Below are 25,625 nucleotides of genomic sequence, written 5' to 3' on the forward strand. Positions count from 1 at the left end.
ATGTTCCTACTAGGTATATGCCTAACCGAAACACCTGTGATTGGATACCCGCCACGCTCGTACGTCAAGTAGGGAGGCTGCTTCCTTGCAAGGCCGTACATCCGATCAACCGCCCACGACCATCGCCGAGTTGGTGGACCGGGCCGCCGGCCTCCACGCCGCCCGCGAAGCCCTCGCCGACGGCGAGGTCCGCTGGACCTTCGCCCGGCTCCGCGACGAGATCCACACCGCCGCACGCGCCGCGATCGCCCACGGCGTCCGGCCCGGCGACCGCGTCGCCCTCTGGGCACCCAACAGCCGCAACTGGATCGCCGCCGCCCTCGGCGCGGTCGGCGTCGGCGCCGTCCTCGTGCCCGTCAACACCCGCTACAAGCCCGCCGAGACCGCCGACATCCTCCGCCGCAGCGGCGCCGGCGTCCTCTTCACCGAACACGACTTCCTCGGCACCGACTACGCCGCCGCCCTGCGCGCATCCGGCGAGGACCTCGGCGCGCTGCGCTCCGTCATCCCCCTGCACGGCCCCGGCTGGGACGCCCACCTCGCCGCCGGAGCCACCGTCCCCGACACCGAACGGGCCGCGCGCGCCGCCGCCGTACGCCCCGACGACCTCGCCGACATCCTCTACACCTCCGGCACCACCGGCCGCTCCAAGGGCGTCATGACCACCCACGCCCAGACCCTGCGCCTCTACGCCGAGTGGTCGGGCTCGTCGGCCTCCGCCCCGGCGACCGCTACCTCCTCGTCAACCCCTTCTTCCACACCTTCGGCTACAAGGCGGGCGTTCTCGCCTGCCTCCTCGGCGGCGTCACCATGCTCCCCGAGGCCGTCTACGACCCCGACCGCGTCCTCGCCCGCATGGCCGCCGAACACGTCACCTGCCTCATGGGCCCGCCCACCGTCTTCCACGGCCTGCTCCACCACCCGCGCCGCGCCGAGCACGACCTGTCCGCCCTCCGGCTCGCCGGGACCGGCGCCGCCGCCGTGCCCACCCGGCTCGTCGAGGAGATCCGCGAACAGCTCGGCGCCCCGCACGTCTTCACCGCCTACGGGCTCACCGAGTCCGGCGGCGTCGTCTCCGTCTGCCCGCCCGACGCCGACGCCGAGACCGTCGCCCACACCGTCGGACCCGCCCTGCCCGGGACGCGGATACGGATCGTCTCCCCGGACGGCCGGCTCCTCGGCCCCGGCGAGGCCGGCGAGATCCAGGTCCGCGGCCCGCACGTCATGCGCGGCTACCTCGACGATCCCGCCGCCACCGCCGAGGCCGTCGTCGACGGCGGCTGGCTGCGCACCGGCGACATCGGCAGCCTCGACGCCCGCGGCTACCTCACCGTCACCGACCGGCTCAAGGACATGTACGTGGTCGGCGGCTTCAACGCCTACCCGGCCGAGATCGAGAACGTGCTGCTGCGCCACGAGGACGTCCTCGACGCCGCCGTCGTCGGCGCGCCCGACGAGCGCCTCGGCGAGGTGGGCGTCGCCTTCCTCGTCACCCGCGGCCCGGTCGACCCGGCCGCGCTCACCGCCTGGACCCGGGAACGGCTGGCCAACTTCAAGGTGCCGCGCCGTTTCGTGACCGTGCCCGAGCTGCCGCGCAACGCCGGCGGGAAGCTCCTCAAGGGCGAACTGCGGCGCAGGGCGCGAGGAGCGGGCACATGACGCAGACCTGGAGCGAGACCGCGGAGCACGCCGAACTGCGCGACACCGTACGGGCGGTCCTCGGCCGCCACGAGGGCGCCGCGGCCTGGGCCCCGCTCACCGGCCGGATCGGCGCCGCCGCCCTCGCCGTACCCGAGGAGTACGGAGGGCTGGGGTGCGGACTGCCCGAAGTGGCCGTGGTGGCGGAGGAGCTGGGCCGCCACCTGAGCCCCGTGCCGTACCTCGGCTCCGCCGTCCTCGCCGTCACGGCCCTCGTCGCCTCCGGCGACACGGCGGCCCGCGCCCGGCTGCTGCCCGCCCTCGCCGACGGCACGGCCGTCGGCGCCCTCGCCTGGGCGGAGCAGCACGCCGGCCCCACCGACCCCTGGGACCCGACGGCGATCCGCACCCTGGCCGCGCCCACGGAAGCGGGGGTTGCCGGGCCCGCCGGGTCTCCCCGCCCCGCCGGCCTCGCCATGCTCAGCGGGTGCAAGGACTACGTCCTCGCCGGGGAGCGGCGGCCGGAGGTGCTGCTGGTGTTCGCTCGCCGGGCGGACGACGGCGGGCGGCTCGGGCTCTACGAAGTGCTCGGCGAAGGCGTCGAGCACACCGTGCTGCCCACGCTCGACCGCACCCGCCCGCTCGCCCGCGTCGTCCTGCGTCACGCGCCCGCCCGGCTGCTGTCGGCCGACGGTGAGGCCGTGCTCGCGCGGGTCCGGGACGCGGGTGCGGTGGCGCTCGCCGCCGAGCAGGCCGGCGGCGCGCGGCGGGCCCTCGCCGACACCGTCGCGTACACCCGTCAGCGCGTCCAGTTCGGCCGGCCCGTCGGCTCCTTCCAGGCGGTCAAGCACCGCCTCGCCGACCTGCACACGGCCGTCGCCTCCGCCCGCTCCCTCACGTTCGCCGCCGCCGAAGCCGACGCCTCCGAGCAGACGCTGCTCGCCGCCGCCGCGCGGTCCGCGGCCGCCGAGGCCTATCAGCAGGCCGCGGCCGAGACCGTCCAGCTCCACGGCGGTATCGGCATCACCTGGGAGCACCCGGCCCACGACCACCTCAAACGGGCCCACGCCACGGCCCGGCTGCTCGGCCCGCCCGCCGCCCACCGGGCCCGCATCGCCGCGGCCCTGTGGCCCGACTTCTAAACGGGTGGTCAGGAACCGCGGGTGGGGGCAATAGTGACGGCATGAGCTCTCTCGTACGCCATGTGACCATCGACTGCGCCGACGCCTACGCCCTCGCGTCCTTCTGGGCCGAAGTCCTCGACTCCAAGCTCTCCGACGACGACAACCCCGGCGACCCGGAGGCCCTGGTCGAGTCCCAGGGCGCGGGCCTGCTCTTCATCCAGGTGCCCGAGAAGAAGTCGGTGAAGAACCGGATCCACCTCGACCTCCAGCCGCAGGACCGCACCCGCGACGAGGAGGTCGAGCGGGTCGTCGGCCTCGGCGCCACGCTCGTCGACGACCGGCGCCGGCCCGACGGCACCGGCTGGGTGGTGCTCGCCGACCCGGAGGGCAACGAGTTCTGCGTCGAGCGCGGCAAGGCGGAGCGCGCCGGCGCGTAGCCGGAGTAATCCGGACAGAGGATGTCGGGTTTCCGGTGTCTCCTGGGACCATGGGAGACACCGGACACACCCCGACCGCCTGGGCCGCCTTCGAGGCCGCCGCACCCGAGCTCGCCGCCACCGTGCGGGAACGCTTCGGGAAGTACACCCACCACGCCCTCGCGACCCTGCGCGCGGACGGCTCGCCGCGACTGAGCGGCATCGAGGCCGACTTCCGGGGCGGCGAACTGTGGCTCGGCATGATGCCGAACTCGCGCAAGGCCCTCGACCTGCGGCGCGATCCCCGCTTCGCGCTGCTCGCCAACCCGGGCGAGGGCACCGGCATGGGCGGCGGTGACGTCCGCGTCTCCGGGCGGGCGGTCGAGGTCACCGACCCCGAGGCGCTGGACCGGTACGCGCAGGAGGCCGGCGCCCCGCAGCCCTTCCACCTCTTCCGGGCGGAGCTGACCGAGGTCGTGCGGACGACCGTCGAGGGCGAGGAGGTCGTCCTGCGCACCTGGCGGCCGGGCCGGCCGGTACGGACGCTCCGGCGCGGCAACGACGCGTCGCCGCCGCGCGAGGACGGCGTCCAGGCGATGTCCTAGGCCGCACCGGGCGTCGGGAGCCCGGCAAGGATCCGAGGGAGCCGGCCTAGCGGCGGTCCGCGAGCACCTGGGCCCGGCACCAGGACGGGGTGCCCCAGGCGTCGCGCAGGGGCCGGGCCTTGCGGAGCCAGAGGGAGAGGTCGAGCTCCTCGGTGTAGCCGACGGCGCCGTGGATCTGCAGGGCGGCGCCGGCCGCCGCGTACGCCGCCTCGCCGGCCGTCACCTTGGCCGCCGCGAGATCGGCGTCCTCGAACGTGAGCGCCGCTCCGAACAGCAGCGGCCGGGCGAACTCCAGGCCGGTCAGCACGTCCGCGAGCCGGTGCTTGACCGCCTGGAACGAGCCGATCGGCACACCGAACTGGCTGCGCTGCCCCGCGTACCGCACCGCCCGGTCGAGCAGCGCCAGGCCCACGCCCAGCGACTGCGCGGCCGTCGCGAGCAGCGCCCACCGCCGGGCCCGGCCGGCCGCGGCGCGCACGGCGGGACCGGCGGCGAGCAGCTCTCCGCCCGGCGCGGGCCGTGCCAGGCGGCGTGCGGGATCGGCGGAGACCCGCACCTCGCCGTGCCCGGGCGCGAGCCACAGCTCGTCCCCGGTGACGGCCAGGACCAGATCGGCGCCGTCGGCGTCGAGCGCGTAGGGCGAGACCGTGTCCATCGCCAGCGTCGCCGCCGTCCCGCCCGCGACCAGGCCCGGCAGGAGGCGCTTGGCCGGCTCCTCCTCGCCCCGCTCGGCCAGCTCCGCCAGCAGCGCCGTCGCCGCGACCGTCTCCACCAGCGGGCCGGGGACGGCGTGGCGCCCCGCCGCCAGGAAGGCGTGGGCGAGTTCGACGGGCAGCGGACCCACGCCCTCGTACGCCTCGGGCGCGGCGAGCGCGAACACGCCGGCCTCGCCGAGCCGGGCCCACACGGCCCGCCCGGGCGCCGGGTCGCCCGCCGCCCAGGCCCGTACCGCCGCGGGAGTGCCGGCGGCGGTCAGCATCGCGTCCAGGGAGCGCGCGAAGTCGCGCTGTTCGTCGGTGGCGAGGAAACGCATCAGCGGCGGCCCTTCGGGAGGCCGAGCAGCCGCTCGGCGATGATGTCGCGCTGGATCTCGTTGGTGCCCGCGTAGATCGGCCCGGCGAGCGAGAAGACATGGCCCTCCGCCCACTCCGTGCCGGCGAGTTCGCCGTCCGCGCCGAGCAGGTCGAGCGCGGTCTCGTGCAGCGCGATGTCGTACGTCGACCAGAACACCTTGTTGAGGCTCGACTCGGCGCCGATGGTCTCTCCCGCCGCGAACCGCGAGGCCCCGGCCGCGGTGAACAGCTGATAGGCCCGGGCCCCGATCACCGCGTCCGCGACCCGGTCGCGCAGCGCCGTGTCGCCCGGATTGCCGTGCTCCCGCCACAGCCGTACGAGACGGCCGGCGGCGGCCAGGAAGCGGCCGGGGGAGCGGAGGGTGAGCCCGCGCTCGTTGCCGGTGGTGGACATGGCGATCCGCCAGCCCTGTCCCGGCTCGCCGATGACGTCCGCGTCCGGCACGAACACCTCGTCAAGGAACAGTTCGGCGAAGGCCGGCTTGCCGTCGAGCCGCCCGACGGGCCGCACGGTCACGCCCGGCGCGCGCAGGTCGAACATCAGATAGGTCAGGCCCCGGTGCGGCCGGCCCTGCGCCGCCGGGCCCGGGTCGGTGCGGAAGATCCCGAAGGCCCGGTCGGCGAAGGCGGCCCGCGAGGACCAGGTCTTCTGCCCGGACAGCAGCCAGCCGCCCTCGGTGCGCACCGCGCGGGAGGTGAGCGAGGCGAGGTCGGAGCCGGCCTCCGGCTCGGACCAGGCCTGCGCCCAGATCGTCTCGCCGGTCGCCATCGGCGGCAGCACCCGGGCCCGCTGCTCCTCGGTGGCGTGGGCGAAGAGGGTGGGCGCGAGGAGGCTGATGCCGTTCTGGGAGACCCGGCCGGGCGCGCCCGCCGCCCAGTACTCCTCCTCGAAGGCCAGCCAGCGGAAGATGTCGGCGTCCCGGCCTCCGTACCGCTCGGGCCAGGAGACCGCCGACCAGCGGCCGGCGGCGAGTTCGGCCTCCCAGGCGCGGTGGGCGGCGAAGCCCTCCTCGGTCTCCAGCGACGGCAGCGGCTCGGCGGGAACGTGGGCGCGCAGCCATGCGCGGGCCTCGGCGCGGAACTCCTCCTCGGCGGCGGAGCGGGTCAGGTCCATCAGCGCACCGCCCGCTTCATCGAGGCGACGTCCATGCCGCCGAGCGAGTCGGCCGCCGTCTCCGCGTTGTGCGCGTGGGCCAGGTGGTGCAGGCCGAAGACCGAGTCGAGTCCGGAGTGCAGGCCCTGGAGGTCCTCGGCCTGGTTCACGGCCCGCTTGGCGAGCGCCAGGCCGAACTGCGGCATCTCGGCGATGCGCAGCGCCAGCTGCCCGGTCCGCGCGCCCAGTTCGTGCCGTGGCACGACCCGGTTGACCATGCCGAGCTCGTAGGCCCGGCGGGCCGTCATCCGGTCGCCGGTGAAGAGGAACTCCTTGGCGATCCGCGGCGGCATCGCCCACGGGTGCGCGAAGTACTCGACGCCCGGGATCCCCATCCGTACCACCGGGTCGGCGAAGAAGGCGTCGTCGCTCGCCACGATCAGGTCGCAGATCCAGGCGAGCATCAGCCCGCCCGCCACGCAGGCGCCCTGGACGGAGGCGACGACCGGCTTCGGCAGTTCGCGCCAGCGCCGGCACATGCCGAGGTAGACCTCGGACTCGCGGGCGAAGCGGGACTCGGCGCCGTGCCGCCGCGAGTGGTCCCACCACAGTCCGGCGCGCCGCTCGAAGGGCAGGTGGGCGTCGCGTCCGGGCGTGCCGATGTCGTGCCCGGCGGAGAAGTGGTCGCCCGCCCCGGCGAGCACCACGACCTTCACCTCCGGGTCCTCCGCGGCCCGGTAGAAGGCGGCGTCGAGGGCGTAGGTGAGGGCCGAGTTCTGGGCGTTGCGGTAGCGGGGCCGGTTCATCGTCACGTACGCGACCGGGCCGCGCCGCTCGTAGAGGACGGGGTCGTCGGACACAGTCTCATCCTTCCCTAACAAGTGTTTGGTAGGTTAACGTACGGCCCATGAGCAGCGCCATGAGCAGCGTCGAGGAGTTCCGCACCGAGATACGCGACTGGCTGAAGACCCGCCTCGACGGAGAGTTCGCCGCCCTCAAGGGCCTGGGCGGACCCGGCCGGGAACACGAGGCGTTCGCCGAACGGCTCGCCTGGGAACGGCACATGGCCGCCCACGGCTGGACCTGCGTCGGCTGGCCGAAGGAGTACGGCGGGCGCGGCGCGAGCGTCGAGGAGCAGATCGCCTTCCACGAGGAGTACGCCCTCGCCGACGCGCCCGCCCGCGTCAACCACATCGGCGAACAGCTCCTCGGCCCCACCCTTGTCGACCACGGCACCAAGGAGCAGAAGGACCGCTTCCTGCCCGCCATCCGCGAGGTCCGGGAACTGTGGTGCCAGGGCTACAGCGAACCCGACGCCGGATCCGACCTCGCCGCCGTCCGCACCCGCGCCGTCCGCGACGGCGACGAGTGGGTCGTGCACGGCCAGAAGATCTGGACCTCCCTCGCCCACGAGTCCCAGTGGTGCTTCGTGCTGGCCCGCACCGAGCCCCGCGCGCCCGGCGCCCGGCCGCACGCCGGCCTCTCCTACCTCCTCGTCCCGCTCGACCAGCCCGGCGTCGACATCCGGCCCATCACCCAGCTCACCGGCACCAGCGAGTTCAACGAGGTCTTCTTCGACGGCGCCCGCACACCCGCCACCCACGTCGTCGGCGCACCCGGCGACGGCTGGCGCATCGCCATGGCCACCCTCGGCTACGAACGCGGCGTCTCCACCCTCGGCCAGCAGGTCGGCTTCCGCCGCGAACTCGAAGCCCTCGTCGCCCTCGCCCGCGCCAACGGCGCCGCCGCCGACCCGCTGATCCGCGACCGGCTCGTCCGCGCCTGGATCGGCCTGCGCACCATGCGCGCCCACGCCCTGCGCGGCACCGACCCCTCCACGGCCAAGCTCTACTGGTCCCACTGGCACCGCGACCTCGGCGAACTCGCCATGGACGTGCGCGGCGCCGCCGCCACCCTCGCCGCCGCGCCGCCCTACGAACTCGACGACTGGCAGCGGCTGTTCCTCTTCTCCCGCGCCGACACCATCTACGCCGGATCCAGCGAGATCCAGCGGAACATCATCGCCGAGCGGGTGCTCGGCCTCCCGAAGGAGCCGCGCGCATGACCACCCGCACACCGCCGCCGTACGTCCCCGGACACGGGCTGCTCGCCGGCCGCACCGCCGTCGTCACCGCCGCCGCCGGCGCCGGCATCGGCGGCGCCACCGCCCGCCGCCTCCTGGAGGAAGGCGCCCGCGTCCTCGTCAGCGACACCCACGCCCGCCGCCTGAAGGAGACCGAGGCCGCCCTCGCCGCCGAGTTCGGCGCCGGCAACGTCGCCGCCCAGCTCTGCGACGTCACCGACGAGAGCCAGGTCCAGGCCCTGTACAAGGTGGCCGCTCACCTCCACGGCGGGCTCGACGTGGTCGTCAACAACGCCGGCCTCGGCGGCACCGCAGCCCTCGCCGACATGACCGACGAGCAGTGGCACCGCGTCATCGACGTCACCCTCACCGGCACCATGCGCTGCACCCGCGCCGCGCTGCGCCACTTCCGCGACACCGGCCGCGGCGGCGTGATCGTCAACAACGCCTCCGTCGTCGGCTGGCGTGCCCAGGCCGGCCAGGCCCACTACGCCGCCGCCAAGGCCGGCGTCATGGCCCTCACCCGCTGCGCCGCGACCGAGGGCGCCGCCGACGGCGTCCGCGTCAACGCCGTCGCGCCCTCCCTCGCCATGCATCCCCACCTCGTCAAGGTCACCTCCGCCGAGCTCCTGGACGAGCTGACCGCCCGCGAGGCCTTCGGCCGGTACGCCGAGCCCTGGGAGGTCGCCAACGTCATCGTCTTCCTGGCCAGCGGCTACTCCTCCTACATGACCGGCGAGACGGTCTCCGTCAGCAGCCAGCACGCGTAGGACCAGAATGGAAGCGTGCCAACGACCAAGAAGAAGACCCAGGTGACCGCCTCGCCCGAACGGCGCCGCGAGCTGCTCGACACCGCCGCCGAGGTGTTCGCCGCCCAGGGCTACAACGCCACCACCGTCCGCAAGATCGCGGACGAGGCGGGCATGCTCGCCGGCAGCCTCTACTACCACTTCGATTCCAAGGAATCGATGCTCGACGAGATCCTCTCCACCTTCCTCGACGAGCTGTGGGACGGCTACGACACCGTGCTCGCCGCCGGACTCGGACCGCGCGAGACCATCGAGGCCCTCGTCACCGAGTCCTTCCGGGAGATCGACCGGCACCGCGCCGCCGTCGCCATCTACCAGAAGGAAGCCCGCCACCTCGCCGACCAGCCCCGCTTCCACTACCTCGCCGACTCACAGGTCAAGTTCGAGAAGGCCTGGCTCGGCACCCTCGAGCGCGGCGTCGGCTCCGGCGCCTTCCGCGCCGACCTCGACATCCGCCTCACCTACCGCTTCGTCCGCGACACCGTCTGGGTCGCCGCGAGCTGGTACCGCCCGGGCGGACAGCACAGCCCGGAGGAGATCGCCCGCCAGTACCTGTCGATGGTGCTCGACGGGATCGCCGTACGAACAGACTGACCACACCAGGAGGAACAGCCATGGCCGAGGCCTACATCGTCGACGCGGTCCGCACCCCGGTGGGCCGCCGCAAGGGCGGGCTCGGCGCCGTCCACCCGGCGGACCTCGGCGCCCACGTCCTGAAGGCGCTCATGGCCCGCACCGGCGTCGACCCGGCCGCCGTCGAGGACGTCGTCTTCGGCTGCCTCGACACCGTCGGCCCGCAGGCCGGCGACATCGCCCGCACCTGCTGGCTCGCCGCCGGGCTGCCCGAGGAGGTCCCCGGCGTCACCGTCGACCGCCAGTGCGGTTCCTCCCAGCAGGCCGTCCACTTCGCCGCCCAGGGCGTGCTCTCCGGCACCCAGGACCTGGTCGTCGCCGGCGGCACCCAGAACATGACCATGATCCCGATCGCCTTCGCCTCCCGGCAGGCCGCCGAACCGCTGGGCCTCACCGAGGGCCCGTACGCCGGCTCCGAGGGCTGGCGCGCCCGGTACGGGAACGTGCCGGTCAACCAGTTCCACGGCGCCGAACTCATCGCCGCCAAGTGGGGCATCACCCGCCGCGACCAGGAGGAGTTCGCCCTCCGCTCGCACCGGCGGGCGATCCGCGCCATCGACGAGGGCCGCTTCGCGCGCGAGACCGTGCCCTACGGCGACGTCACCGTCGACGAGGGCCCGCGCCGCGACACCAGCCTGGAGAAGATGGCCGGCCTCCAGCCCGTCGTCGAGGGCGGCACCATCACCGCCGCCTGCTCCTCGCAGGTCTCCGACGGCGCCGCGGCCCTGCTGATCGCGAGCGAACGGGCCGTGCGCGAGCACGGACTCACGCCGCGGGCCCGCGTCCACCACCTGTCGGTGCGCGGCGAGGACCCGATCCGGATGCTGTCCGCGCCGATCCCCGCGACCGCCCACGCCCTGAAGAAGACCGGCCTGACCATCGACGACATCGACCTCGTCGAGATCAACGAGGCCTTCGCGCCGGTCGTCCTCGCCTGGCTCAAGGAGACCGGCGCCGACCCCGGGCGGGTCAACGTCAACGGCGGCGCCATCGCCCTCGGCCACCCGCTGGGCGCCACCGGCGTCAAGCTGATGACGACCCTCCTGCACGAACTGGAACGCACGGGCGGCCGCTACGGGCTGCAGACCATGTGCGAGGGCGGAGGTCAGGCGAACGTGACGATCATCGAGCGGCTGTAGCGGCTGTAGCGGCTGTCACGGCCGCAGGAGCTTCGTACGAGAAGGGGCGCGGCCCGCGCGGGCCGCGCCCCTCCTCGTACGCGCCGGTCAGCCGACCAGGCGGTCCCGCAGCCCGGCCAGCGTCCGCAGGTCCAGGCCCAGGCCCTCCGTCACATAGCGGTAGAGGCTGCCGTAGCCGGTGCGGACCTCGGCCAGGGCCGCGTCCAGATACTCCTGCCGGACCTCCTGGAGCGGGATGATCAGGTCCGGGTTCTGCATCAGACCGCCCTGCTTCAGGCCCTCGCGCACCCGGGCGTCGTAGGCGGCGCGGAAGGTGTTGGAGGCCAGGTAGTCCTCGGTCGCCGAGCGCTCCGGCACGCCGACGAGCGTCAGGAGCAGCCAGCTCGCCCAGCCCGTGCGGTCCTTGCCCGAGGTGCAGTGGCAGAGCACCCGGCCCGCGTCCGGCGCGGCGAGCTCGCGCAGGGTCGTGCCGAACCGCTCCCGGTTGGCGGCGCTGGTGACGAAGGTGCGGTAGACCTCGGTCATGAAGGCCGCGGCCCGCCCGCCGCCGAGCATCTGTTCCTGCCGGACCGGGTCGCGCGAGCCGATCGCCGCGAGGAGCTGCGCGTACAGGCCGTTGTCGGTGACCGGGCGGGAGACCGGGACGACGCCGGCCGGCAGCCGGTCCGCGCCGTCGGACTGGACCTCCAGCGGGATCCGGAAGTCGATCACCCGCGCGAGTCCGAGCCCGCCGAGCGTCGTCACGTCGGCGGCGGTCAGCTTGCCCAGGTGGTCGCCCCGGTAGACCAGACCGCCGCGGACCCGGCCGCCGTCGTAGGTGAGGTAGCCGCCCAGGTCGCGGACGTTGACCGCGCCCTGCAGCGGGATCTGCCGGACGGCGGTCGCCGTCCGGGTCCGTGGCCGGGCGAGGACGGGTGGAGCGGCGACCGCGAGAAGAGCGGTGGCGCCGACGGTGCTCAGCAGTGCGCGTCTCGGCAGAGACATGGCTGACTCCCTTACGAGGATGGAAGGGTACGGAGCACGTGCGCGGCCTCGGACATGATCCGGGTGACGAGTTCCTCGCAGCTGGGCAGGTCCTCGATCACCCCCGCGACCTGTCCGGAGGCCATGACGCCGAGGTCGGTGCGGCCCTCGACCATGGAAGCCTTGAGGAGCATCGGGGTGTTCGCGGCGAGCAGGACCTGGCTCCAGGACAGGTCCTTGCCGTGGCGCATCGCCAGGCCGTCCCGCACCATCGCCGGCCAGGACAGGCCGCTGAGCCGGCGGAAGCGGGCGGCGCGCCGCACCGCCTGGGCCAGCGCCCGCACCCGGCCGGCCCGTTCGAGCGCGGCGACCATCTCGGTGCGCAGCATCCGGTGCGGCAGCCCGTCGACGGCGGTCGTCACGGTGACGTCCTTGACCGTCGCCGCCAGGTACTTCGCCTTGACGGCGTCGGGGACGGTGGAGTCGGAGGTGAGCAGGAAGCGGGTGCCCATCGCGACGCCGGCGGCGCCGTAGGCGAGCGCGGCGACCAGGCCGCGCCCGTCGTGGAAGCCGCCGGCCGCGACGACCGGGATGCCGACGGCGTCGACGACCTGCGGCAGCAGCACGGTCGTGGCGACCTCGCCGGTGTGGCCGCCGCCCTCGCCGCCCTGGACGACGACCGCGTCCGCGCCCCAGGCGGCGACCTTCTCGGCGTGCCGGCGGGCGCCGACGGACGGGATGACGACGACGCCCGCGTCCTTCAGTTCGGCGATCAGCTCACGGGACGGCGCGAGCGCGAAGGAGGCGACCCGCACGCCCTCCTCGACGATGATCCTGACCCGTTCGCGGGCGTCGCCCGCGTCCGCCCGCAGGTTCACGCCGAAGGGCCGGCCGGTGCGGGACTTCACCTCGCGGACGGCGGAGCGCAGTTCGTCCAGGGTCATGGTGGCGGAGGCGAGGACGCCCAGCGCGCCGGCGTTCGCGGTGGCGGAGACGAGCCGGGGCCCGGCGACCCACCCCATGCCGGTCTGTACGAGTGGATGCTCGACGCCGACGAGCTCGGTGAACGCCGTCCTCATCGGGCCGGGACCTCCCGCTCGCGCAGGCCCTTCGGGTCGATCACCTCGCGGATCAGCCGCAGTTCCTCGGCGGTCGGCTCCCGGGTGAAGGGCACGTCGTCGCCGGTCACCAGCGTGAAGCCGGTGGCGGCCCGGACCTCGTCGACGGTGACGCCCGGGTGCACGGAGGCGAGCCGCATGGTGCGGTCGGGCGTCTCGAAGTCGAAGACGCCGAGGTCGCTCACCACCCGGGGAAGACGGTGGTAGGGCCCGACCGCGCGGTCGTGGCCGACGCCGCTCACCATGTCGACGCGCTCGACGAAGACCCGGGTGGAGTGGCGCGGGATCCAGTAACTGACCGGGTTGTTGAGGGTGTTGACGGGTGCGCCGCGGACGCCGAGGAGCTGGCGCGCCGGGCGTTCCCAGTCGCCGATGCAGGAGATGTTCTGGTTGCCGTACCGGTCGATCTGGCTGGCGCCCATCATCACGTGCCGCCGCCCGCCGGTGACCATCGTGAGGTGCCGTCGGTACGGCAGCCAGCCCTCGGGCTCGCCGTCGAGGCCGACGAGCAGGGCCTCGCCGTCGGTGAGCAGGAGGTCGGGCGAGAAGGTGCGCTTGGCGAGGCGGGCGCCGAAGGACGGGACGAGGCCCATGGGGCTGGCGAGGACCTCGCCGTTGTCGCGCCAGGCCTCGGCGCAGGCGATCACGCAGTACTCGGCTCGGGTGGTCACTTCCGCGCCTCCTCGGTCTCGGCCCGCTCCGCGTGCCAGGCGCGGACGGCCGCCTGGTAGTCGTCCTCGCTCTTGCCGGTCAGGAAGCGGGCGGCGAACTCGGGCCAGGGCGTGGTCGCGTACAGCTTCTGGAAGGGCTCGTCACGGTCGTGGTCCGGCACGCAGGACGTGAAGTGGGCGCCGTTCGGCGTCTCGACGACGCCGGTGACGCTGTGCCGGGAGACCAGCAGGGTCTGCGGCACGACGTCGGCGCCGAAGGACTCGACGATCTGCTCGCAGGAGACGTACGCGGTGTCGGCGGCCTCGCAGAACAGGTCGTCGAAGTACGGGTCGGGCCCGAGGTACTGGCCGTTGCCGAGCCGGTCGGCGCGGTTGAGGTGGACGAGGGCCGCGTCCATGCGCAGCGCGGGCACGGCGACGAACTCCTCGCCGTCCTCGTACGGGGAGGTGACGGTGCGCAGCTGCGGGTTGACCCGCATCACGTCGGAGCCGAGGCCGGCCCGTACGGGAAGGAACGGCAGCCGGTTGGCGGCGGCGTGCAGGCCCCACATGAACATGGCCTCGTCCAGCTCGGTGAGCGCGAAGGCGCCGCGCTCGCGGGCGGCCCGGAAGTGGGGTTCGAGCGGGATGGAGTCGAGGGTCGCGAAGGGTGCGACGAGGCGGCGGATGCGGCCGGCGGCGGCGAGCAGGCCGACGTCGGGGCCGCCGTACGAGATCACCGTGAGATCACTGATCTCGGACCGGAGCAGCGCTCTGACCAGGGCCATCGGCTTGCGCCGTGAGCCCCAGCCGCCGATCCCGACCGTCATGCCGGAGCGCAGCCGCCCCACCACGTCGTCCACGCTCATGGTCTTGTCGGTCACCGCTCGTCGCCGTCCCTTCCGAAGGAGGCGCGGACCCGGTCGGCGACGCCGCTGAGAGCGGCCTCGAAGGTGAAGCCCTGCTCGAAGCGGTAGCTGCGGCGCACGTCGACCGGGTCGATGCCGTTGATGGCCGCCTTGGCGAGCCGGATGAGGGTGCCGTCCTTGGCCGCGATCTCGCCCGCCAGCTCCAGCGCGGCCGCGCGCAGTCCGTCGCGCGGGACCACCTTCCAGACCGAGCCGTGCGCGTGCAGTTCGTGGGCGGTGGCGGTGCGCGAGGTGTAGTAGAGCGCGCGCATCAGGTGGGCGGGGACCAGTCGGGCGAGGTGGGTCGCGGCGCCGAGCGCGCCCCGGTCGAGCTCGGGCAGGCCGAAGACGGCGTCCTCGGCGGCGACGATCGCGTCCGCGTTGCCGACCAGCCCGATCCCGCCGCCCAGGCAGAAGCCGCCGACGGCGGCGACGACCGGCACCTCGCAGTCGTGGACGGCGGCGAAGGCCTCCGCGCAGCCGTGGTTGACGGCGAGGAGCGCGCCGTGGCCCGGGTCGCGCTGGAGCTCCTTGATGTCGACGCCGGCGTTGAAGCCGCGGCCCTCGGCGGCGAGCACGACGCAGCGGATCTCCGGGTCGCGCCCGGCGGCGCGGACGGCGTCGGCCAGCTCGTACCAGCCGCGTACGGGAAGGGCGTTGACGGGCGGGAAGTCGACGGTGACGAGGGCGACGCCCTTGTCGGGGCGTGCGGTGGAGACACCCATGAGCGGATCAGCTACCTTTCCACCAAACGTTTGTTAGGTGACGCTGGGAGGAAGGTAGCAGCCCATGGAGCTGGACGGGAGGGTCACCGTCGTCACCGGCGGAACCCGCGGAGTCGGCGCGGGCATCGCGCGCGCCTTCCTGCGGGCCGGATCCGAGGTCGTCGTCTGCGCCCGCAGACCTCCGGACCGACCGGTCGCCGAGGCCGGCCGCGAGGCCGTGTTCGAGGCGCTCGACCTGCGACGGACCGAGGAGGTGGCGGACTTCTTCACCCGGGTCGCCGAGCGGTACGGGCGGCTCGACACCCTCGTCAACAACGCCGGCGGCACGCCCTACCGGCTCCTCGGCGAAGGCGCCGCCGCCCAGCACGCGCGGGTCGTCGAACTGAACCTCACCGCCCCGCTGACCGCCTCCCTCGCCGCGTACGCACACCTGCGCGCCGCCCGCGGCTCGATCGTCATGATCGGCAGCGTCAGCGGCACCCGGCCCTCGCCCGGCACCGCCGCCTACGGCGCCGCCAAGGCCGGCCTGGAGAACCTGGCCCGCTCCATGGCCGTCGAATGGGCGCCCGAGGTCCGCGTCAACACCCTCGTCCTCGGCATGGTCAGGACCGAACTCTCCCACCTGCACTACGGCGACGCCGACGGCATCGCCGCCGTCGGCCGCACCGTGCCGCTCGGCCGGCTCGCCGAGCCCGCCGACATCGGCGAGGCCGCGGTCTTCCTCGCCTCGGCGCGCGCGGCCTACGTCTCCGGGGCCTCGCTGCTGGTGCACGGAGGCGGGGAACGCCCCGCCTTCCTCGATGCCGCAACCGTCAACAAGGAGGAAACCCATGGGTCTGTGTGACGAACGAGTGGCCGTCGTGACCGGCGCCGGCCGCGGCCTCGGCCGCGCGCACGCGCTGGCCTTCGCCGCCGAGGGCGCCAAGGTCGTCGTCAACGACCTCGGCGTGGGCCTCGACGGCAGCCAGGACGCCGACAGCCCGGCGGCCCGGGTCGTCGAGGAGATCCGCGCGGCCGGCGGCGAGGCCGTCGCCCACGGCGGCGACATCGCCACCGAGGACGGCGCCGCCTCCCTGATCCGCACCGCACTCGACACCTACGGGCGGCTCGACACCCTCGTCAACAACGCCGGCTTCCTGCGCGACCGGATGCTCGTCAACCTCGGCGAGGACGACTTCGACGCCGTGATGCGCGTCCACGTGAAAGGCCACTTCCTGCCGCTCCGGCACGCCGCCGCGCACTGGCGCGCCGAGGCCAAGGCGGGCCGGCCGGTGGCCGCGCGGGTCGTCAACACCACCTCGGGCGCCGGACTGCTGGGCAGCGTCGGACAGGGCAACTACGCCGCCGCCAAGGCCGCGATCGTCGGCCTCACCCTGGTCGCCGCGGCCGAGATGGGCCGCTACGGCGTGCAGGTCAACGCCATCGCCCCGGCCGCCAGGACCCGCATGACCGAGCAGACCTTCGCGGGCCTCGCCGCGCTGCCCGAGGACGTCTCACCGCTGGTCGTCTGGCTCGGCTCCGCCGCCTCGGCCGGCGTCACCGGCCGCGTCTTCGAGGCGGAGGGCGGCCGGCTCACCGTCATGGAGGGCTGGCGCCCCGGCCCCACCGCCGACAAGGGCACCCGCCGGACACCGGCCGAGGCGGGCGAGACGGCCCTGAAGCTCCTCGCCGAGGCGCAACCGCCCCAGCCGGTCTACGGGGCGTAGGCCCGGTCCCGAACACGACCCAGGCCCGGGTTCGGAAGGTCGCGCCGGGCCTGGTCCGTGAAGTCCCGCCGGGCCCGCGACGCCCGCCGGTCCGTGAAGTCCCGCCGGGCCCGCGACGCCCGCCGGTTCGGAAAGTCCCGCCGGGCCCGCGACGCCCGGCGCGCACGGGGGCATCCGGCGCGGGCACGCGGGCACGCGGGCGTCCGGCGTACGCACGCGGGCGTCCCGCGGATCAGGGTCGGAGCCGCCGGCGGCCCGGCGCGCCGGCGACCCGGGCGGTCACGAGGTTCCCGGACAGTTGAGGTTCCCGGACAGTGGGAAAACGGGCTCCGGCCGGGCCCGCGGGCGCGCCTAGCCTCGGCGCATGCTCACAGATGAGGACCTGCGCACCGTCGCCGCCCGGCTCGCGCGGGCCGAGCGGGAGCGGCTGCCCGTCGAGCCGTTGGGCGCCGCCTTCCCCGGGATCGACGCCGCCGACGCGTACCGCGTCCAGCTCGTCAACGTCCACGCCCGCCTCGCCGCCGGCGCCACCGTCGTCGGCCACAAGGTCGGCCTGTCGTCGCCCGTGATGCAGCGCATGATGGGCGTGGCCGAGCCCGACTACGGCCACCTGCTCGACGACATGCGCCTGGACCCGGCGACGCCCGTCGACACCACCGCCTACTGCGCGCCCCGGATCGAGGTCGAGATCGGCTTCGTCCTCGGCGCCGACCTGCCCGGCGCCGGTTGCACCACCGCCGACGTGCTCGCGGCCACCGACCACGTCGTCCCCGCCGTCGAGTTGATCGACAGCCGGATCGCCGACTGGCGCATCGGCATCGCCGACACCATCGCCGACAACGCCTCCTCCGCCGGCTTCGCCACCGGGCCCGGCGCCGATCCCCGCGGCCTCGACCTGACCGCGATCGACGCCCGCCTGCGTGAGGACGGCGCCGTCGTCGCCGAGGGCCGCGGCGACGCGGTGCTCGGCGACCCGGCCGCCGCCGTGGCCTGGCTGGCCAGGACCGTCGACCGGTTCGGCGTACGGCTGCGCCGCGGCCATCTGATCCTGCCGGGCTCCTGCACCCGCGCCGTGGACGTGGCGCCCGGCCGCACGTACACCGCCGAGTTCGACGGCCTCGGCTCCGTATCGCTCACATTCCGCTGACCCCGAGGTAACGATGCCCACGCTCACCGCCGCCATCGTCGGCTCCGGCAACATCGGCACCGACCTGCTCCACAAGCTCCTCCGCTCCCCGCACATCGAGCCCCGCTGGATGATCGGCGTCGACCCGGACAGCGAGGGGCTCGCCCGGGCCCGCCGCCTCGGCGTCGAGGCGAGCCACCACGGCGTCGACGCGCTGCTCGCCGGCCGCGAGCTGCCCGACCTCGTCTTCGAGGCCACCTCCGCGTACGTCCACCGCGCCCACGCGCCCCGCTACGCCGACTTCGGCATCCGCGCGATCGACCTCACGCCCGCCGCCGTCGGCCCCGCCGTCGTCCCGCCGGTCAACCTGACCGAGCACCGCGACGCGCCCAACGTCAACCTCATCACCTGCGGCGGCCAGGCCACCATCCCGATGGTGCACGCCGTCTCCCGCGTCACACCCGTCCCGTACGCCGAGATCGTCGCCTCCGTCGCCTCCCTGTCCGCCGGGCCCGGGACCCGCGCCAACATCGACGAGTTCACCCGCACCACCGCCCGCGGCATCGAGACCATCGGCGGCGCCGCCCGCGGCAAGGCGATCATCATCCTCAACCCGGCCGACCCGCCCGTCATCATGCGCGACACCGTGTTCTGCGCGATCCCCGAGGACGCCGACCGCGAGGCCGTCGCCGCCTCCGTGAAGCGGATGGCGGAGGAGGTCCGCGCCTACGTGCCCGGCTACCGGCTGCGCGCCGAGCCGCAGTTCGACGACCCGTCCGACGTCAACGGCGGCATGGCCCGCGTCGCGGTCTTCCTGGAGGTCGAGGGCGCCGGCGACCACCTCCCGCCCTACGCCGGAAACCTCGACATCATGACCGCCGCCGCCCTCAGGACCGGCGAGGAGTTCGCCAGGGAGCGTGCCCAGTGACGTACGACATCCGCATCACCGACTCGTCCCTGCGCGACGGCTCCCACGCCAGGCGCCACCAGTTCACGACCGAGGAGGTACGGGCCGTCGTCGCCGCCCTCGACGGCGCCGGCGTGCCGGTGATCGAGGTCGCCCACGGCGACGGTCTCGGCGGCTCCTCCTTCACCTACGGCTTCTCGCGGACGCCCGAACAGGAGCTGATCAAGGCCGCGGTCGAGACGGCCGAGCGGGCGAAGATCGCCTTCCTCATGCTGCCCGGCCTCGGCGTCAAGGACGACATCCGGGCCGCGCACGCGGGCGGCGCGACCGTCTGCCGCATCGCCACCCACTGCACCGAGGCCGACATCTCCGTCCAGCACTTCGGACTCGCCCGCGAGATGGGCCTGGAGACCGTCGGCTTCCTGATGATGGCCCACTCCACCACGCCCGAGAACCTGGCACGCCAGGGCCGGATCATGGCCGACGCCGGCTGCCAGTGCGTGTACGTCGTCGACTCCGCGGGCGCCCTCGTCATGGACGAGACCGCCGACCGGGTCGCCGCCCTCGTCGCCGAACTCGGCGACGACGCCCAGGTCGGCTTCCACGGCCACGAGAACCTCGCCCTCGGCACCGGAAACTCGATCGCGGCCGTCAAGGCCGGCGCCCGCCAGATCGACGGCTCGACGCGACGGCTCGGCGCGGGCGCCGGGAACACCCCCGTGGAGGCCCTGGTCGCCGTCTGCCACAAGATGGGCATCCGCACCGGCATCGACGTCCTGAAGATCATCGACGCGGCCGAGGACGTCGTCCGGCCGGTCATGGACGAGGAGTGCCGCCTCGACCGGCTCGCCCTGCTCATGGGGCACGCCGGCGTCTACTCCAGCTTCCTCAAGCACGCCTACCGGCAGGCCGGGCGGTACGGCGTGTCCGGCGCCGAGATCCTGCTGCGCGCCGGCCGCCGGCGCCTGGTCGGCGGCCAGGAGGACCAGCTCATCGACATCGCCGTGGAACTCTCCCAGGAGGCGTCATGACCACCACCCGCCCGACCGCCACCCCGTCCGGTCCTGCGGACGCCACCGCGTCCGCCGTGGCGTCCGGCACGACGTCGAGTGCGGCGTCCGGCGCCGCTCCCGCCGCGGCCCCCGACGCCGACCACGGGCCCCGCGTCATCGAGGCCGCCGCCCTTCCCACCCGCTTCGCCCGCGGCTGGCACTGCCTCGGCCTCGCCGACGAGTTCCGCGACGGCCGCCCGCACGAGATCTCCGCCTTCGGCACCAAACTCGTCGTCTTCCAGGGCGAGGACGACGGCCGGCTGCACGTCCTCAACGCCTACTGCCCGCACATGGGCGGCAATCTCGCCCACGGCACCGTCAAGGGCGACGCCGTCGCCTGCCCCTTCCACGACTGGCGCTGGTCCGGCGACGGCCGCTGCGCCGGCATTCCGTACGCCCGCCGCGTCCCGCCCCGGGCCCGCACCCGCGCCTGGCTCACCCTGGAGCGCAACCGCCAGCTCTTCGTCTGGCACGACCCGGAGGGCAACCCGCCGCCGCCCGGCGTCACCATCCCGGAGATCGAGGGCCTGGACAGCGGGGAATGGTCCGACTGGTCGTGGAAGTCCGCCCGCGTCGACGGCTCCCACTGCCGCGAGATCGTCGACAACATCGTGGACATGGCGCACTTCTACTACGTGCACTACGCCTTCCCCACCTCCTTCAAGAACGTCTTCGACGGGCACATCGCCACCCAGTACCTGGAATCGACCCCGCGCCAGGACATGGACCTCGGCAACCTCAGCGCCCCGCTCCGCTCCGACGCCTCCTACTACGGCCCGTCCTACATGATCGACCGCGTCTGGTCCGACATCGGCGGCGGCACGGAGATGGAGAGCGTCCTCATCAACTGCCACTACCCGGTCGACGCGAACAGCTTCGTCCTGCTCTACGGCACCACCGTGCGCAAGCTCCCCGGCATGACCGACCGGCAGGCCGACGAGGCGGCGCGGCTCTTCACCTCCGGCCTCGCCGTCGGCTTCGAGCAGGACATCGAGGTCTGGCGCAACAAGACCCGCATCGACAACCCGCTGCTGAGCGAGGAGGACGGGCCCGTCTACCAGCTGCGGCGCTGGTACCAGCAGTTCTACGTGGACGCGGGCGACGTCACCGACGAGATGACGCACCGCTTCGAGTTCGAGATCGACACCACCCGGGCCAACGAGGCCTGGCGCGCCGAGGTCGCCGGGAACATCGCCGCCCGGCAGGGCAGCGGGTCCTGATGCGGCCCGTGGAGTGCGCCGAGTGCGGCAACCGGGTGCTGTGCGAGAAGCTCAGCCCCGAGCACACCTCGGTCCAGTGGACGCGGGACGCCGCCGACGCCTGCCCGCGCATCGCCGCCCGCGTGGCGGCCGGTGTGCCCTCCGCCCGGGTCCGCTCGTGCGACGCGCTGCGCCGCACCATCGACGGCGAGGTGGAGGTGACCGGTGCCGGCACACCGTAAGGTGCGGGTCGCCGAGGTGGTGCGGGAGACCGCCGACGCCGTCTCCCTCGTCCTCGACGTGTCCTTCGACGTGTCCCTCGACGTACGGGGCGGGCCGGCGGGGCTCGCCTACCGGCCCGGCCAGTTCCTCACCGTCCGGATTCCCGGCGGCGGCGCCCGCTGCTACTCGCTGGCCAGCTCCCCGCACACGGGCGAGCCGCCGCGGATCACCGTGAAGCACGTGCCCGGCGGAGCCGGTTCGGGCTGGATCTGCGAGCGGGTGGCGGCCGGCGACGAACTGGAGGTCCTGCCGCCCGCCGGCACCTTCGGGCCCGCCGACCTCGACCGCGACCTGCTCCTCGTCGCCGGCGGCAGCGGCATCACCCCGGTCGTGTCCGTGGCCAAGTCCGCGCTCACGGCCGGCCGGGCCCGGGTCGCCCTGCTCTACGCGAACCGCGACCAGGACGCCGTCATCTTCCGCGACGAACTGCGCGAACTCGCCGAGGACTTCGCCGGCCGGTTCACCGTCACCCACTGGCTGGAGTCCCTCCAGGGCCTGCCCACGCCCGAGCTCCTGGCCCCGCTCCTGACGCCGCACGCCCACCGGGACACCTATCTGTGCGGGCCCGGGCCGCTGATGGACGCGGCGGAGGCGGCGGTACGGGTGGCGGGCGGCCGCGCGGTCCACCGCGAGCGCTACTTCTCGCTGGCCTCGGACGTCTTCGCGGAGCCGGAGCCGGAGCCGGAGCCGGCGTCGGCGCCCGTGCGGGGGCAGGCGCTGGAGTCCGGCCCGCCCGGCCGGGAGCCCGCGTGGACGGCCGAGATCCGTCTCGACGGCGCCTGCCACACCGTCACCGGCGGACCCGCCACACCGCTCCTCGACGCCCTCCTCGCGGCCGGCGTCGACGCCCCGTACTCCTGCCGCGAGGGCGCCTGCGCGGCCTGCGCCTGCCGGATCACCGCCGGCGAGGCGAAGATGGCCCGCAACGAGGTCCTGGACGCGACGGATCTGGCGGAGGGCTACGTCCTCGCCTGCCAGGCCGTGCCCCTCGGCGACCGCGTCGAGGCCACGTACGACTGAACGCCCCGGGCGGAGAGCCGCCCCGCGGGCTTCCGCCCCGGGCGGCCCGCGCCGGCCGGCCCGCGCCCGGTGACCTCGGGCGCCGCCGCGGGCGCTCCGTCCGGGCCGCGTCGGGCGCTCCGTCCGGCGCCGCGCCGGGCACGCCGTCGCCGGACTCCCCATCGCCGCGCACCCCGTCGTCGGATACGCCGTCGGCGGGCCCTACATCCAGTCGCTGAAGCGCAGCCAGCCCATCATCGACTCCATCTCCCGCTCCGAGACCCGTTCCCGGGCCGGCGCCGCCGTCCGCTCGTCCTTCGCCGCGGCGGCCCGCGCACGGGTCCTGGCCCGTCCCGGCCCGTACAGGTCCCGCCACACCGCCCGGGCGTGGGCGGCGACGGCCGGGGCGAGCCGGTCGAGTTCGCGGTGGAGGCCGCGCCCCGAGACGGAGAGCGCGGCGACCGCGCGGCCCGCGCCGCGCAGCGGGACGGCGACGCAGGACACGCCGCGGTAGGTCTCCTCGCGGTCGAAGGCGGCGCCGCGTTCGACGGCCGCGGCGAGTTCGGAGCGCAGCGCGACCGGGTGGACGAGGGTGCGCGGGGTCAGCGGGCGCAGCCGGCGGGCCAGCACCGGGCCGAGCGCGGCCGGCTCGCCGAAGGCGAGCAGGGCCTTGCCGGAGGCGGTCGAGTGGGCCGGCAGCCGGCCGCCGGCCCGGGAGGGCACGGTGGAGTCCTCGGAGCCGCCGATGCGTTCCAGGCAGAGGACGTCGGCGCCGTCGAGGACGGTCAGATGGACGAGGTGGCCGGTGGACTCGCGCAGGGCGTGCAGATGGGGGAGGGCGGCGCGGCGCAGCCGGTTGTGGTGGGCGGCCAGCGCGCCGAGTTCCAGCATGCGCACGCCCATGCGGTAGTCGCGGCCCTCACGGTCGAGCCAGCGCAGCCGGACCAGCTGGTCGAGGATGCGGTGGGCCGAGGAGCGGGGAATGCCGGAGCGGTGGACGACCTCGGTGAGGGAGAGCCGGGGCTCGGCGCCCTCGAAGGCGGCGAGCACCCGGGCCGCCTTGTCCAGGAGGGACGGCGCCGAAGCACCGACGAGCTCAGCGGTCATGGAGGCCTCCCCAGGTGGGACGGGTCCGTGTGGTTGGCGCCGACCCTGCCACGGGCCGGCGGCGCGGCGGAAGACGCCTGCGCCAACTATTTCGAATAGGTATAAGCGGAGGTCTCGCGGCGGCCGCCCGGCCTCCTTCCCGCTCAGCGGGAACCCCCGGTACCGGCCCACCGTCCGCGCCGCGTACGGTCCAGCCCACCCGAACCCACGGGAGTCCCAGGGAGGACACGTATGAGCGACGCCACCGCAGCCGTCGTCGAGGCGGTCCGCGCCCTCGCCCCGGCCCTGCGCGAGCGCGCGGCCGCCGCGGAGGCCGCGCGCCGGGTGCCCGACGAGACGATCGAGGAACTCGCCGCGACCGGCTTCTTCCGGCTCCTCCAGCCGCGCGCCCACGGCGGTTTCGCCGCCGATCCCGTCGTCTTCTACACCGCCGTCAAGGAGATCGCGAAGGCCTGCGGCTCCACCGGCTGGGTGGCCTCCGTCGTCGGCGTGCACCCCTGGCACGTCGCCCTCTACGACCCCAAGGCCCAGGACGAGGTGTGGGGCGCCGACCCCGACACCCGGATCTGCTCCTCGTACGCGCCCACCGGCAAGGTCACCCCGGCCGACGGCGGGTTCCGGATCAGCGGCCGCTGGCGCTTCTCCTCCGGCTGCGAGCACGCCGACTGGGCCCTGCTCGGCGGGCTCGTCACCGACGCCGACGGCCGCCCCGTCGACATGCGCACCTTCCTCGTCCCGCGCACCGCCTACACGATCGACCCCGTCTGGGACACCGTCGGACTGCGCGGCACCGGCTCCCACGACATCGTCTGCGACGACGTCTTCGTGCCCGAACACCGCGCCCTCGGCTTCGGACCCGTCACCGCCCTCGACACCCCGGGCCAGCGGGTCAATCCCGAGCCGCTCTACCGCCTCCCGTACGCCGCCGTCTTCACCACCACCATCTCCACCTCGATCGTCGGCATCGCCGAAGGCGCCTGGGAAGGCCACGTGGCCGCCACCCGCGAGCGCTTCCGGGTCAGTTACGGACAGCAGGTCGCCGAGGACCCGTTCGCGCAGGTGCGGATCGCCCGCGCCGCCTCCGACATCGACGCCGCCTGGCTCCAGCTCACCCGTAACATCGCCGAACTCTACGAACGCGCCCGCGCGGGCGCGGAGTTGACGACCGTGCTGCGCGCCCGGGCCCGCCGCGACCAGGTCGCCGCCACCGAACGGGCCGTCGCCGCCGTCGACCTGCTCGTGGAGAACGCCGGCGGCGGCGCCATGCGCACCGGCGACAACCCCGTCCAGCGGGCCTGGCGCGACGTCCACACCGGCCGCGGCCACGCCGCCAACGACCCCGAGCGCGCCCTCGTCCTCTTCGGCCAGGCCGCCCTCGGCCTCGACATCCAGGACACGATGCTGTGAGCACGCCCACCTACGACGCCACCTCCAGGACCGCCGAGGCCGGCGGCCTCACGCTCCACTACCACGAGGCCGGACCCGACCGCCCGGACGGAACCGTGATCATGCTGCACGGCGGCGGCCCCGGCGCCTCCGCCTGGTCCAACTTCGGCGGCAACCTGCCCTTCTTCGCCGCCCGCTTCCGCACCCTCCTCGTCGACCAGCCCTGCTTCGGCCGCTCCGACAAGACCGCCCCGGACCGCGACTACTTCTCCTACAGCGCGGCCGCCGTCGCCGCCCTCATGGACGAACTCGGCATCCCCGCCGCCCATTTCATCGGCAACTCGCTCGGCGGCGGCACCGCGGCCCGGCTCGCGATCGACCACCCGGACAAGGTCGACCGGCTGCTCCTCATGGGCCCAGGCGGCGTCTCCGTCAACCTCTTCTCGCCCGACCCCACCGAGGGCATCTCACGCCTCTTCGCCTTCAACGCCTCGCCCGAGCCGACCCGCGCCCAGATGCGCGACTTCCTCCTCACCATGGCCTACGACCCGGCGATCGTCACCGACGCCTTCGTCGAGGAGCGCTACGCCCAGGCCGTCGACCCCGAGGCCCGCCTCGGCGCCGCTCGGATGGGCGCCGCCTTCGCCCGCTGGCCCGAGGAGAGCCAGGTGTGGCGCGAGGCCCACCGCATCACCCGGCCCACCCTGCTCACCTGGGGCCGCGAGGACCGCACCAATCCGCTCGACGGCGCCCTGCTCGCGCTGCGCACCATCCCCGACGCCCGGCTGCACGTCTTCCCGCACTGCGGCCACTGGGCGCAGACCGAGGCCGCCGACGCGTTCCACCGCCTCGCCCTCGACTTCTTCCTGAACTGAGGACATCGT

At 74.4% G+C, this 25,625-nt stretch carries 26 protein-coding genes and 1 pseudogene; 18 read left to right on the forward strand and 9 right to left on the reverse strand.

The window, feature by feature from the left end; genetic code table 11:
* Positions 1–85 precede the first annotated feature (85 nt).
* The 4 genes and pseudogenes from ACIGO8_RS21130 to ACIGO8_RS21145 all read left to right on the forward strand — a co-directional run bounded on the left by ACIGO8_RS21130 (position 86) and on the right by ACIGO8_RS21145 (position 3,783).
* Positions 86–1,659: pseudogene (locus ACIGO8_RS21130) on the forward strand (FadD3 family acyl-CoA ligase).
* Complete coding sequence (locus tag ACIGO8_RS21135) at positions 1,656–2,780, forward strand: acyl-CoA dehydrogenase family protein (protein WP_399732656.1); 1,125 nt, start codon at positions 1,656–1,658, stop codon at positions 2,778–2,780. The pseudogene ACIGO8_RS21130 and the gene ACIGO8_RS21135 overlap by 4 nt, the downstream one beginning before the upstream one ends.
* 41 nt (positions 2,781–2,821) lie before the next feature.
* A complete protein-coding gene (locus ACIGO8_RS21140; RefSeq protein ID WP_399732659.1) occupies positions 2,822–3,199 on the forward strand; it encodes a VOC family protein in 378 nt (125 codons plus the stop codon).
* A 50-nt stretch (positions 3,200–3,249) separates the two neighbouring features.
* Complete coding sequence (locus ACIGO8_RS21145; RefSeq protein ID WP_399732661.1) at positions 3,250–3,783, forward strand: pyridoxamine 5'-phosphate oxidase family protein; 534 nt, start codon at positions 3,250–3,252, stop codon at positions 3,781–3,783.
* Between the two features lie 46 nt (positions 3,784–3,829).
* Here ACIGO8_RS21145 and ACIGO8_RS21150 read toward each other — a convergent pair whose 3' ends face one another.
* From ACIGO8_RS21150 to ACIGO8_RS21160, 3 genes are read right to left on the reverse strand one after another with little or no spacing between them, the layout of a single operon-like run.
* Positions 3,830–4,816 carry an acyl-CoA dehydrogenase family protein gene (locus tag ACIGO8_RS21150; RefSeq protein ID WP_399732664.1) on the reverse strand — a complete coding sequence of 329 codons (987 nt, stop codon included), beginning with the start codon at positions 4,814–4,816 and terminating at the stop codon, positions 3,830–3,832.
* Positions 4,816–5,970 carry an acyl-CoA dehydrogenase family protein gene (locus tag ACIGO8_RS21155; protein ID WP_399732666.1) on the reverse strand — a complete coding sequence of 385 codons (1,155 nt, stop codon included), beginning with the start codon at positions 5,968–5,970 and terminating at the stop codon, positions 4,816–4,818. Before ACIGO8_RS21155 ends, ACIGO8_RS21150 begins: the two co-directional genes overlap by 1 nt.
* Positions 5,970–6,809, reverse strand: a complete 840-nt coding sequence (locus ACIGO8_RS21160; RefSeq protein ID WP_399732669.1) for an enoyl-CoA hydratase — start codon at positions 6,807–6,809, stop codon at positions 5,970–5,972. Before ACIGO8_RS21160 ends, ACIGO8_RS21155 begins: the two co-directional genes overlap by 1 nt.
* A 47-nt stretch (positions 6,810–6,856) precedes the next feature.
* Between ACIGO8_RS21160 and ACIGO8_RS21165 the strand changes: the two genes are divergently transcribed.
* The 4 genes from ACIGO8_RS21165 to ACIGO8_RS21180 are packed head-to-tail and all read left to right on the forward strand — an operon-like array spanning position 6,857 to position 10,613.
* Complete coding sequence (locus ACIGO8_RS21165; protein ID WP_399732672.1) at positions 6,857–8,014, forward strand: acyl-CoA dehydrogenase family protein; 1,158 nt, start codon at positions 6,857–6,859, stop codon at positions 8,012–8,014.
* Positions 8,011–8,802, forward strand: coding sequence for an SDR family oxidoreductase (locus ACIGO8_RS21170; protein WP_399732675.1), 792 nt, complete (start codon positions 8,011–8,013; stop codon positions 8,800–8,802). Before ACIGO8_RS21165 ends, ACIGO8_RS21170 begins: the two co-directional genes overlap by 4 nt.
* Positions 8,803–8,817: 15 nt before the next feature.
* Positions 8,818–9,435 carry a TetR/AcrR family transcriptional regulator gene (locus ACIGO8_RS21175; RefSeq protein ID WP_399732678.1) on the forward strand — a complete coding sequence of 206 codons (618 nt, stop codon included), beginning with the start codon at positions 8,818–8,820 and terminating at the stop codon, positions 9,433–9,435.
* Positions 9,436–9,455: 20 nt separating this feature from the next.
* Positions 9,456–10,613 (forward strand): acetyl-CoA C-acetyltransferase, encoded by a 1,158-nt coding sequence (locus tag ACIGO8_RS21180; protein ID WP_399732682.1) that lies wholly within the window; start codon positions 9,456–9,458, stop codon positions 10,611–10,613.
* 87 nt (positions 10,614–10,700) lie between these two features.
* On the opposite strand, the gene ACIGO8_RS21185 is transcribed toward ACIGO8_RS21180, so the two are convergent.
* The 5 genes from ACIGO8_RS21185 to ACIGO8_RS21205 are packed head-to-tail and all read right to left on the reverse strand — an operon-like array spanning position 10,701 to position 14,977.
* Positions 10,701–11,597, reverse strand: a complete 897-nt coding sequence (locus ACIGO8_RS21185) for a tyrosine-protein phosphatase (protein WP_399732685.1) — start codon at positions 11,595–11,597, stop codon at positions 10,701–10,703.
* 11 nt (positions 11,598–11,608) lie between these two features.
* Complete coding sequence (locus tag ACIGO8_RS21190; protein WP_399732688.1) at positions 11,609–12,655, reverse strand: NAD(P)H-dependent flavin oxidoreductase; 1,047 nt, start codon at positions 12,653–12,655, stop codon at positions 11,609–11,611.
* Entirely contained in the window at positions 12,652–13,365 is a 714-nt protein-coding gene (locus tag ACIGO8_RS21195; RefSeq protein ID WP_399732691.1) for a CoA-transferase subunit beta, read from the reverse strand. Before ACIGO8_RS21195 ends, ACIGO8_RS21190 begins: the two co-directional genes overlap by 4 nt.
* The gene (locus ACIGO8_RS21200) at positions 13,362–14,228 is read right to left on the reverse strand and encodes a CoA transferase subunit A (protein WP_399732693.1); all 867 of its coding nucleotides are present in this window, start codon (positions 14,226–14,228) and stop codon (positions 13,362–13,364) included. Before ACIGO8_RS21200 ends, ACIGO8_RS21195 begins: the two co-directional genes overlap by 4 nt.
* A complete protein-coding gene (locus ACIGO8_RS21205; RefSeq protein ID WP_399732696.1) occupies positions 14,225–14,977 on the reverse strand; it encodes an enoyl-CoA hydratase family protein in 753 nt (250 codons plus the stop codon). The genes ACIGO8_RS21200 and ACIGO8_RS21205 overlap by 4 nt, the downstream gene beginning before the upstream one ends.
* A 64-nt stretch (positions 14,978–15,041) precedes the next feature.
* Here ACIGO8_RS21205 and ACIGO8_RS21210 point away from each other — a divergent pair, with 64 nt between their 5' ends.
* The 8 genes from ACIGO8_RS21210 (at position 15,042) to ACIGO8_RS21245 (ending at position 22,269) form a co-directional block, all read left to right on the forward strand.
* A complete protein-coding gene (locus ACIGO8_RS21210) occupies positions 15,042–15,821 on the forward strand; it encodes an SDR family oxidoreductase (RefSeq protein WP_399732699.1) in 780 nt (259 codons plus the stop codon).
* On the forward strand, positions 15,808–16,683 hold the full coding sequence (locus ACIGO8_RS21215; RefSeq protein ID WP_399732702.1) for an SDR family oxidoreductase: 876 nt from the start codon (positions 15,808–15,810) through the stop codon (positions 16,681–16,683). The genes ACIGO8_RS21210 and ACIGO8_RS21215 overlap by 14 nt, the downstream gene beginning before the upstream one ends.
* A 364-nt stretch (positions 16,684–17,047) precedes the next feature.
* Positions 17,048–17,830: a 2-keto-4-pentenoate hydratase gene (locus tag ACIGO8_RS21220; protein ID WP_399732704.1), complete on the forward strand. Its 783-nt coding sequence runs from the start codon at positions 17,048–17,050 to the stop codon at positions 17,828–17,830.
* 13 nt (positions 17,831–17,843) lie between these two features.
* On the forward strand, positions 17,844–18,737 hold the full coding sequence (locus ACIGO8_RS21225) for an acetaldehyde dehydrogenase (acetylating) (RefSeq protein ID WP_399732707.1): 894 nt from the start codon (positions 17,844–17,846) through the stop codon (positions 18,735–18,737).
* The gene (gene dmpG / locus ACIGO8_RS21230; protein WP_399732710.1) at positions 18,734–19,747 is read left to right on the forward strand and encodes a 4-hydroxy-2-oxovalerate aldolase; all 1,014 of its coding nucleotides are present in this window, start codon (positions 18,734–18,736) and stop codon (positions 19,745–19,747) included. The genes ACIGO8_RS21225 and dmpG overlap by 4 nt, the downstream gene beginning before the upstream one ends.
* Positions 19,744–20,988 carry a Rieske 2Fe-2S domain-containing protein gene (locus tag ACIGO8_RS21235; protein WP_399732713.1) on the forward strand — a complete coding sequence of 415 codons (1,245 nt, stop codon included), beginning with the start codon at positions 19,744–19,746 and terminating at the stop codon, positions 20,986–20,988. Before dmpG ends, ACIGO8_RS21235 begins: the two co-directional genes overlap by 4 nt.
* A complete protein-coding gene (locus tag ACIGO8_RS21240) occupies positions 20,988–21,209 on the forward strand; it encodes a hypothetical protein (RefSeq protein ID WP_399732714.1) in 222 nt (73 codons plus the stop codon). The genes ACIGO8_RS21235 and ACIGO8_RS21240 overlap by 1 nt, the downstream gene beginning before the upstream one ends.
* Positions 21,193–22,269: a 2Fe-2S iron-sulfur cluster-binding protein gene (locus ACIGO8_RS21245; protein ID WP_399732717.1), complete on the forward strand. Its 1,077-nt coding sequence runs from the start codon at positions 21,193–21,195 to the stop codon at positions 22,267–22,269. Before ACIGO8_RS21240 ends, ACIGO8_RS21245 begins: the two co-directional genes overlap by 17 nt.
* A 201-nt stretch (positions 22,270–22,470) precedes the next feature.
* Here ACIGO8_RS21245 and ACIGO8_RS21250 read toward each other — a convergent pair whose 3' ends face one another.
* A complete protein-coding gene (locus ACIGO8_RS21250) occupies positions 22,471–23,355 on the reverse strand; it encodes an IclR family transcriptional regulator (protein WP_399732720.1) in 885 nt (294 codons plus the stop codon).
* A gap of 231 nt (positions 23,356–23,586) precedes the next feature.
* On the opposite strand from ACIGO8_RS21250, the gene hsaA reads away from it, so the two are divergent.
* Complete coding sequence (gene hsaA, locus ACIGO8_RS21255; protein WP_399732723.1) at positions 23,587–24,762, forward strand: 3-hydroxy-9,10-secoandrosta-1,3,5(10)-triene-9,17-dione monooxygenase oxygenase subunit; 1,176 nt, start codon at positions 23,587–23,589, stop codon at positions 24,760–24,762.
* A complete protein-coding gene (hsaD, locus tag ACIGO8_RS21260; protein WP_399732726.1) occupies positions 24,759–25,616 on the forward strand; it encodes a 4,5:9,10-diseco-3-hydroxy-5,9,17-trioxoandrosta-1(10),2-diene-4-oate hydrolase in 858 nt (285 codons plus the stop codon). Before hsaA ends, hsaD begins: the two co-directional genes overlap by 4 nt.
* Positions 25,617–25,625: the final 9 nt, after the last annotated feature.

The organism is Streptomyces sp. NPDC053493 (genome assembly GCF_044544825.1).
GTDB lineage: Bacteria > Actinomycetota > Actinomycetes > Streptomycetales > Streptomycetaceae > Streptomyces.